General features: G+C 75.4%; 1 protein-coding gene. It reads left to right on the top strand.

From position 1 onward, the window contains the following. The coding region (locus ACLBYB_RS33050; protein ID WP_447701412.1) for an MFS transporter at positions 1–313 on the top strand (313 nt) is incomplete at both ends.

Genomic DNA, 313 nt, shown 5'->3' with positions numbered 1-313 from the left:
GGCGCGTTCTTCGGCATCGGCGCCGTTGTGGCGCGGGATCTCGGGCCGCGGGAGAAGCGCACGCAGGCGGTCTCGCTGATGTTCGCGGGCCTCACCCTCGCCAACGTGCTCGGCGTGCCGCTGGGCACCGCGCTCGGGCAGGAGGCGGGCTGGCGCTCGTCCTTCTGGGCGGTGGTCGTGATCGGGCTCGCGGCCGGGCTCGCGATCCAGCCCTGCGTGCCGGACGGGCTTCCCGGGACCCGCGGCCGGCTCGTCAGCGAGTTTCGCGCGCTCGGGCGCTGGCCGGTGCTGCGGCCGATGCTGATCTCGACGC

The organism is Methylobacterium sp. D54C (assembly GCF_053345595.1).
The sequence above is the reverse complement of the archived record's forward strand: the minus strand, read 5'-3'. Positions and strand labels throughout refer to the sequence as shown.